Genomic DNA, 7334 nt, shown 5'->3' with positions numbered 1-7334 from the left:
ACGTTTTTTGGGTTTGAATTATAATCTATATCCCAGTAGCGAAATGCAAAACTTTCAACTTCTTCTTGAGTTACGTATTTGCTAAGACCGGGCACTTTGGAAACATTAGTATCTGAAGTAACGGTAAAATGGGTTTGCTTGCGCTCCACAAGGCCCGATCTTTCGCCTAGCAGATACAGCGCGCATACGACCACCACGCAGATGGCATAAATAAACCGAAGTTTGAAGCTTTTCAAAATTTCCCCTTAGAATTTTGCCCGCGACTATATCCAATCAGTACTTAATAAAATATAAATACTATATAGGCGAAATAGGCAAAGTTAGCTGAAAAATGCGGTTAAGCCGGGTTTGAATGATGAAATCTTTCGAGTAAATTTGGCGAACGAATGTCGTCATAGACCATATTTGCGTAATCGTATCCCTATTTGCACGCTACGCTAGGCTCTATATCCGAAGCTCGTTCGCCGTAAATTTTATCGCAACATCTTTGCGCAAGCTCTTCTTGAAAGCACAAACCACCGAATTATCGTAGTGCTAATGAGCGGCGAGCAGCCGCTGCGCATCACAAAGAGCCGCTATTTTGCGGATCTGTTCGCAAGCTGCTCGCGCGGTCATGAAGTGCGCTTTGCGCCTATTTGCCGATAAAATTTTTCTGCAGCCACTCCATCGCTTTTTCTTCGCTTTCAAATCTGCCGCTTTTGGCTACCTGAAACTGCCCCTCGTAGAAGCGAATTCTGATACCGTCCTGGACGCTATCTACCTTGATGCGCGTGATCCTGTCTTTGTTTAGATAGGTTCGGTCGTTTAGTTTTACAAACATCGTTCTCTCCTTTAAAATTTAATGGTTTTTATCTGCCGCTTTACTTGCGTCTTTCTCGCCCTCTTTTTTCAAAAAAAGCTCCTTAAAGCGCTCGTTTGCGTAGTGTTCTATATCGCTTTGCAGCTGCTTATACGCGGCGATCAGCTCATAGGCGCGCGCATTTAACGTCGTACCCGCGGCATTGCCGCCGCCTTGCTTGGTGCTAAAGAGCTCCTCTTGCAGATTTTTTTGTAAAATTTGCAGATGGCTCCAGCATTTTTTGTAGTTCATCCCTAAAACCTCGGCGGCTTTAGAGATGGAGCCCGTTTGGGCGATCACGTCTAGCACTTCGGTTTTGCCCTTGCCGAAAATGAGCTCGCCCTGCGCATTTTCGATCCAAGTTTTTGTTTTTACTCTCATTCTTTTGCCTTTCTTCTCCTTAAAGCAGCCCAGCTGACAATATTTCACGTCTATGGCGTGCTCCTTAAGCGTAGAGCGCACGGTATCAAACCCCACTCCGCCGCTAGCTACGGCTCGGGCGTCGCGGCAAAAAATCCGCCTTTTCTCATCCAAAAATGGATTTAGCTTTTGCAACGCCTTTATGCTGCCTCCGCTACATTGCAGCTTGCCGAACTGTCCGAGTTCGCAGCGATCTATCCGTATCCCTTCGCGCGCTGCGAGATCTCCTACGACGCTTGCATCTACGCCTAATTTGGCGGCGATCTTAAACGCCGCGCCGCAATCGAGCTTGCCGCTTGGATTTAGTAAATTTAAAATCAGCCTTTTGATCTCGCTTGTTTTTTTATCGTCTATCTTGATATCTATCTCCATGCCGCCCTCTTAACTCAAAATTCTCTCTTCGCCGCTATAGACGTTTAAATTTTCGCCGCGCGCGAAGCCGCAAAGGGTAAGATCAAATTTACGCGCGATCACGACGCCGAGGCTCGTAGGAGCCGTACGCGAAACAAGCGCGCTAATGCCGCTCACCACGGCTTTGGCGACCATTTCGGAGCTTAGCCTGCCGCTTACCAAAAGAAGCGAGCCCTGCGTATCGCACCCCGCCAAGACCGCCTTGCCGACCGATTTATCGATGGTATTGTGCTGGGCGATATCCTCGCCGATAAAATACTCGCCGCCCGCAGTAAAGAGCTTTGCGGTGTGCACGCAGCCGGTCATCTCATAAAGCTCGCACTGCGTGTAAAACTCGCTCATCAAATTTAAAATTTCATTCTTATGAAATTTAGCGTCCGAGCGGACTTTGCGCGCCGCCATCGCCTCAGGATCGATATTTGCCGTAGAGCTACGTCCGCAGCCGCTGATGATGACCTTTTCGGCATCGAAGCTATTTAGCCGCTTTTCGTTTATCTCGCCGCAGACATTCACGCTAAGCCCGTCCGGCGCGAGCTCGATACTCTTTATACGGCTTGGATCCGAGATCAAATTTTCGCTCAGCAAATAGCCTATCGCAAGCGCCTTTAAATCGCTCGGAGTCGCCATCAGCGCGCCGAAACGCTTGCCGTTTAGTAAAATTTCAAGCTTGATCTCGCGCACTAAGATATCGCTTACGATCCTTCTTTCATCGCCTTTAAATTTAACTATCTCCGCCCTATAAATCGGCTCCATAGACCTTCCTTATTTTAATTTCGCCCGTATCGTAGTGAAATTTTGCTTAAATAGCCTTAATTCGCCGAAGTAAAGCCGTCGTACCGAAGCGGCGTGCGTAAATTTAAATCGCTCGCATTTTTGAATTTAAAAAATCGCGTGGAAAATTCCACGAGCCGCTCGCACCGTGTGCACAAGCGGCTATGAAGCGCCCGCAGAGATGAAATTTCATCAAATTTTGCCGTAGCCGCGATTAAATTTCATCTTTGCAAAGCGGGCGGAATTTACCGCCCAAACTACCTATGCACCGGCGATAGATAAGGTTTCTCGGAGTGCATCGACATCTCGTTTTGTCTTCTGAACTCGATAAACTCGCTCTCGCTAAGCTTTCTGATATTTGCGATCGTCATCTTTAGCGGTGGGATGCCAGATAGCGGATCTAGATCGCCTGCATGCACGAGCTCGTTGCCGTCGGCCTCGCTGTAATGGAAGGTCGTAAATATCGTGCCCTCTTTCAGATCCGGATTTATGCGAAGCTTCGCGGCGATCTGACCGCGCTTATTTTTAACAAGCGCGTAGCAGCCTTCGGTAAGCTCGCGTTCGCGTGCGATGTCGGGGCTAACCTCGATGAGCGCGCCTTCTGCGCCCGCGCCGTACTCTAGCGCGCGGCACTCTCTCGTCATCGTGCCGGTGTGGTAGTGATAGACCTTGCGCCCGGTCGTAAACAAGCACGGATAAATTTCATCCGGTATCTCGCTAAGCGCGCCGCTTCCCACCGGATAATCATCAGGAATTTTCATCTTAGCTCTAAAATCCGCCTCCGCTTTAGCGCGATCGTTTTTATCGTCCACGTAAAGCACCGGCACCATTCTAAATTTACCGTCAGGCAGCATCGATTTATGATCTGCGTAAAGAACCGGTGTGCCCGGATGATCTTCATCAGGACATGGCCAGCTTATGCCGCCTAGCTTATCTAGCCTATAATAGCTAATACCGCCGAAAAATTTAGGCATTAATGCACGCACTTCGTTCCAAATTTCTTCCGCGCTTAAAAAATCAAACCCTTCAAGTCCCATTCTTTGCGCAATATTGCAAACGACCTTCCAATCAGGCTCTACGCCAGGAGCCGGCTCGCTTGCCTTGCGCGTGCGCTGGACGCGGCGGGAAGTGTTTAAAAAGGTGCCGTCCTTCTCGCCCCAGCCGGCAGCAGGTAGTACGACGTCGGCCTTCTGTGCGCTCTCGGTAAAGAAAAGATCCTGCACGATAAAGCAATCCAAATGGTGCGTTGCATGCACGAAGTGCTCCGTCCAAGGATCGCTCATTACAGGGTTTTCGCCGTAAACGTAGAGCAGCTTCAGCTCGCCGCTATCCATCTTATCGGGTGCGACCGTAAGCTTAAAGCCTGGAGTTGGATTTAGCTCGAAGTGCCATACTCTGCGCGCCTGCTCCTGAGCGTAAGCGGAATTTACCGCGCCTGCCGGGATGACGTTAGGTAGCGCGCCCATATCGCATGCGCCCTGGACGTTGTTTTGACCGCGCAAAGGATTTACGCCTGCGCCTCGTTTGCCTAAATTCCCCGTCAAAATAGCTAAATTTGAAAGCGAAAAGACGTTTGAGGTGCCGTCGCTAAACTGTGTGATACCCATCGTGTAGCAGATCGCCGCTGCGCCTGCTTTAGCATACATTCTAGCAGCTTCGATTACGAGCTCTTTTTTCACGCCCGTCTCGCGCTCAAATCGCTCAGGCGTAAAGTCCTTAACCGCTTCTTTTAGATACTCGTAGCCGTGAGCGTAGTTTTTGATAAACTCGTCATCTTGCAAATTTTCGGCAATGATAACATTCATAATGGTATTTAGCGTCTTAATGTTCGCGCCCACCGGGATTTGTAGATAGATATCGGCTTTTTTCGCCATATCTGTGCGCTTTGGATCTACTACGATCATCTTGGCGCCTCGCTGAAGCCCGCGCTGCATCTGCATAGCGATGATCGGGTGACACTCGCTCGTGTTGGTGCCGATGAGTAAAAATACGTCCGTATCGGTAGCGAATTCGACCAAATCGTTCGTCATCGTTCCGTTTCCTAGCGTGTTGGCAAGACCTGCCACTGTAGGAGCGTGTCAAAGACGGGCGCAGTGATCGACGTTATTGCTGCCCTGAGCTCGGAAAAATTTCTGAAAAACGTAGTTGTCTTCGTTATTTGAGCGCGCCGAGCTAAAACCCATTATTGAGCTTGGGCCATATTTAGCGACGGTCTCTTTAAATTTAGACGCTACAAAATCGTAAGCCTCTTCAAAGCTTACCTCCTCAAGCTTGCCGCTTCTATCAAATACTCCGTTTTTCTTACGGATCATAGGTTTGGCAAGGCGTTTTGGAGAGTTTACAAACTCCCAGCCGAACATCCCTTTTAAGCATAGCTCGCCGTCATTTACGTGGTGGGCCTGCGTAGGGCGCGCGTTTACGATCCTGCCGTCTTTTACGATAAGATCGATACCACAGCCGGTGCCGCAGTAAGGACAAGTCGTTTTGACAATCTTTTCTCTGGACTGCATAATATTCCTTTCAAGAATTTTGGTTTGCACGGCTATTATACTTTCTAGATTATAAAAGAAATTTTAAATTAGTGAATTTTTTTAAGCAAAATTTAAGCAATATGCAAATATCGCATATTAAATTGAATAGTTAAATTTTACGCTTTTGCCTCGGTAATGGCGGCGTTTTAGCGTAAAATTTATCGCTTATCGCAAAAGACGCTTTTTAAGCTAAATTTTAGAATTCCGATGGAATTTTAAAATTTCAAGATGCTTTTTCTCTAACTATAAATTTAACTGCGCAAGTTGGCTTGAAATTTTTGCAGCAAGCCATTTCGCGGCAAAACGCGCCGCGAATTACGACTCATAAATAATCAGCGCAATTAGAATATAAAATTTGCCTTTAAATTTAAACCTTTAAGCCTACGCAAAAACGCGAAGGCGCAAGAGCAACAAGGGCGCGCTGGGCATTGCGCTTTACGGGCGGCATTTTCATAAATTTAAAAGCGCCCAGCGGCGCAAGCCCTACTCGAATTCTATCTTTTTTAGATAGTCGTATAAATTTAGCACCGCGATAAATAGCGTTAAAATCGCGGGCCCCAAGATCACGCCCCAGAACCCGAACGTGCTGATGCCCGAAAGCATCGAGAAGAAGATCAGCATCTCGTTGATGTTTGCGGGGTTTTCGACCAGGCGCGAGTTGATAAATTTGATCACGAGCGGCTTAATGAAGCTGTCCGCGAGCGTCGAGATCAGTATCACGCAATACGCCATTATCACGATCGCGCCCGAGGTGCTGCCCCCCGCTAGCACGTATAGCGCGGTGGGCACGTAGATGAGCGCGCCGCCGACTGCGGGGATGAGCGAGCAGAAGGCGAAAAGCACCCCCATCAGCAGCGCGTCAAAGCCGAAGATCCCCGCGATGATCGAAAACAAAAAGCCCTGCAATACGGCGTTGAAGATGGTTGAGTAAAACACGACGCTCATCGTATTTGCCGTCTCGGAAAAGATATAATCGATCTGCGCGGGCTCGACGGGTAGAATTTTTTTGAAAAAGCGCTTGAAGCTCTCGCCGTAGAGGTATGCAAAAAAACAAAACACGACGATAAGCACCATATCGACGATAAATTTCGCGCTGGACTTTCCGACGACCGAGAGATAGGAGATGATCTGCTTCGCCACGCCCGCGACGTCTAGGTTTGCCAAAAACGAGCGGAACTGCGTATTAAATTTTTCAAAAGGCCCGGGCAGTTTGATGTCTAGGCTCTGAACGTAGCTAAGCGCGTCGTTTAGGCGCGCCATATCGAAGCTCGCGGCGTTTTTGGCGATCTCGATCACAGCGTAGATGAAGGGCACGAAAAAAAGCGCGCAGAGCAAAAACAGGCTAAGCACCGAGGCTAGCGTGCGCCTACCGCGACACAGCTTCGTTACTTTAGCGTGCAGACCCGAGGTCGCCACCGCCATCAGCACGCCGATTGCGATCACCATCAAAAACGGCGAGAACAGATAGATCACGCAGCAAAACATCAGCAAGGTTGCGCCGATAAAAAATATCTTGTTCGTTTTCGCGCGCCCGTTAGCCTTGGCAAGACCTGCTTTCACACCCACAGCAGCTCCCGAAGCGGCAGCAGCGCCTAGCGCGGAAGCATTAGCAGATGAGACTTTGTCGGTTTCGGTACGGTTTTTGCTTCGATTTTCGGCAGCGGTTTTAGTCTTGCCTTCCGCGGCACCTAACGCAGCCGCTTCCGCTTTATCGGCGTCGGTATTTGCTTTAACGGCTTTAACCCCGCTTTCAACACCGACATTGGCTCCACTTCCGCTTTGATTTTTGGCACCGATTTCGGCTCTATTTTCAGCAGCGGTTTCGGCTTTGTTTTTGATGGTCGCTTTGGCTTCGGCAGCGGCTTCGATTTTACCCTCAGCGTTATTTACGGTCTGATTTTCGGTGAAATTTTGCGCCTCGTCTTTGGCGTTATCCTCGGCGTTATTTTGGGCTATCTTTTCAGCCAAGTTTTCATTGCGGCTTGCGGCATTGTTTTTTGGCGTCGGCAAATTTTATCCTTTTGAAATTTGATGAGCTATTTTATAAATTTTTTTATCAGATTTCGATTAAATTTTGAAATTTCATAGAATTTACGAGCGGCGTTCTCGTGCGTTTTCAACATACAGCGCACTATACGACATATACACGGATCGTACCTAATTTATGAAAATAGCGCATAGCTCGAACATGCGTCAAAACCAGATGTGTGCTCCTATGCCGCATTCGAGCCCTGCGCGCACCGTGGCAAGACTCCATCTTGTGCCGAGCTTTTGGCACAGCTCGGGCTATCGCGCGTGGTAATCGGCGCGCGCGATACGAATGCACAGGCTGCTGGCGGTGCGGAAATTTTACGCCGCGGGGG

General features: G+C 48.7%; 5 protein-coding genes and 1 pseudogene. All 6 read right to left on the bottom strand.

The genetic code is table 11. From position 1 onward, the window contains the following. Nucleotides 1-236: pseudogene (locus Q0236_RS03665) on the bottom strand (hypothetical protein); the annotation flags it as partial. A 395-nt stretch (nucleotides 237-631) separates the two neighbouring features. Then, nucleotides 632-820 carry a hypothetical protein gene (locus Q0236_RS03660; protein WP_005869215.1) on the bottom strand — a complete coding sequence of 63 codons (189 nt, stop codon included), beginning with the start codon at nucleotides 818-820 and terminating at the stop codon, nucleotides 632-634. A gap of 18 nt (nucleotides 821-838) precedes the next feature. Next, a complete protein-coding gene (locus Q0236_RS03655) occupies nucleotides 839-1630 on the bottom strand; it encodes a winged helix-turn-helix domain-containing protein (protein ID WP_297915240.1) in 792 nt (263 codons plus the stop codon). A 9-nt stretch (nucleotides 1631-1639) separates the two neighbouring features. After that, a complete protein-coding gene (fdhD, locus tag Q0236_RS03650) occupies nucleotides 1640-2422 on the bottom strand; it encodes a formate dehydrogenase accessory sulfurtransferase FdhD (protein ID WP_297915238.1) in 783 nt (260 codons plus the stop codon). Nucleotides 2423-2697: 275 nt separating this feature from the next. Beyond that, the gene (locus tag Q0236_RS13240) at nucleotides 2698-4950 is read right to left on the bottom strand and encodes a molybdopterin oxidoreductase family protein (RefSeq protein ID WP_367274727.1); all 2253 of its coding nucleotides are present in this window, start codon (nucleotides 4948-4950) and stop codon (nucleotides 2698-2700) included. A 504-nt stretch (nucleotides 4951-5454) separates the two neighbouring features. Continuing rightward, nucleotides 5455-6981 (bottom strand): AI-2E family transporter, encoded by a 1527-nt coding sequence (locus Q0236_RS03635; protein ID WP_297915236.1) that lies wholly within the window; start codon nucleotides 6979-6981, stop codon nucleotides 5455-5457. Nucleotides 6982-7334: the final 353 nt, after the last annotated feature.

This window comes from uncultured Campylobacter sp., from assembly GCF_938031315.1.
Taxonomy (GTDB): Bacteria; Campylobacterota; Campylobacteria; order Campylobacterales; family Campylobacteraceae; genus Campylobacter_B.
This window is presented reverse-complemented; position numbering and strand designations above follow the sequence as displayed.

What these genes read in the sequence shown, in the direction of transcription:
- Q0236_RS03655 (WP_297915240.1), bottom strand. Translation starts at nt 1,630, where the DNA reads ATGGAGATAGATATCAAGATAGACGATAAAAAAACAAGCGAGATCAAA.
- fdhD (WP_297915238.1), bottom strand. Translation starts at nt 2,422, where the DNA reads ATGGAGCCGATTTATAGGGCGGAGATAGTTAAATTTAAAGGCGATGAA.
- Q0236_RS03660 (WP_005869215.1), bottom strand. Translation starts at nt 820, where the DNA reads ATGTTTGTAAAACTAAACGACCGAACCTATCTAAACAAAGACAGGATC.